The organism is Mycobacterium sp. E342 (genome assembly GCF_001667665.1).
Taxonomy (GTDB): domain Bacteria; phylum Actinomycetota; class Actinomycetes; order Mycobacteriales; family Mycobacteriaceae; genus Mycobacterium.
This window is the reverse complement of record NZ_LZJM01000095.1, coordinates 1-1,106: the sequence shown is the minus strand read 5'-3', so window position 1 is coordinate 1,106 and position 1,106 is coordinate 1. Positions and strand designations below refer to the sequence as shown.

General features: G+C 66.9%; 2 pseudogenes. Both read left to right on the top strand.

The window, feature by feature from the left end:
* Positions 1–303, top strand: a pseudogene (locus A5692_RS06130) (hypothetical protein); the annotation flags it as partial.
* A 252-nt stretch (positions 304–555) separates the two neighbouring features.
* Positions 556–1,106: pseudogene (locus A5692_RS06125) on the top strand (hypothetical protein); the annotation flags it as partial.

Below are 1,106 nucleotides of genomic sequence, written 5' to 3'. Positions count from 1 at the left end.
ATCGAAACCAAGTCGGGGACCACGCGCTGCCAGATCAACAAGGACACCGTCGGCTGCGAGGCGCCGTTCACCAACTCCCCGCTGCAAGACGGCGAACACGCCAACGGTGTGAGCGTGGACTCGGGCGGCAAGGTGCAGTGGGTGCTGGGCAACCTGGGTGCCATCCCGACCGTCCAGATCGACTACAAGACCTACAACGCCGCGGGCTGGACGATCGTCGCGACCGCCGACGGCACCCGGTTCACCAACGACCGCACCGGCCACGGCATGTTCGTCAGCCTCGACAAGGTCAACACCTTCTGACGCTGTGAAATCGCCTGCACCCGGCGGCTCGCCGGCTTTGGACACCACCTGCACCGCGGATCTGCGCCAGCTCCGGTCAAACCGTCTCGCGCGGCGCAAGGTGAAGTGACCGCCGGGCCAGGAACACTAATCTTGTCGCCAGGCCGGAAGGGGTGGCGATGCTCGGCGGTAGCGGTGTGCACAGTGCCGCCGACCCGCCATGGTTGCTGATGGCCGCGCCGCCCGGCCCAACCGAGAATCGGTGACGATTCAATGGAACTGCGCTACCTCAGCATCCCGGCGCTGATCGCCGCAGCCGGGGGTGACCCGTGGGCGGTCAACCAGAGTCTGCAGGCCGGTAGCCCGTCGCAAATCTCCAATCTGGCCAGTGCTTTTCACGCCGCGGGCCGCTCCACCGCCGAGGCCGACCACGCCTTCCAGCTGGCCCTCAACCGCTTCAACGCGGCGTGGAACCACCAGAACGGCGACCACCCCATCAACGATGCCGCCGAAGTGCAGCGGGTGGCGAAATCCCTGGGGGCGCAGTCGATGCAGCTGCCCAAGATCGGGGCGGACCTGGAAAACATCGCCGCCTCGTTGGCCGAGGCGCAACGAACCGCGGCCGGGCAGATCGCGTCGCTGGAAGGCCAGCTGCAAAACCTCGACGACCTGATCGCCGAGGCCGACGAGATGGAAGACGACGCCGGCACGACCGCGGCCGACATCAACGCACTCGACGCGTTCATCGCCCAATGCGAACGCGACGCGATCGGCGATACCAAAGCCGCGCTGAGCCAGTTGCAGGCAACGCGCGACGGCTACTC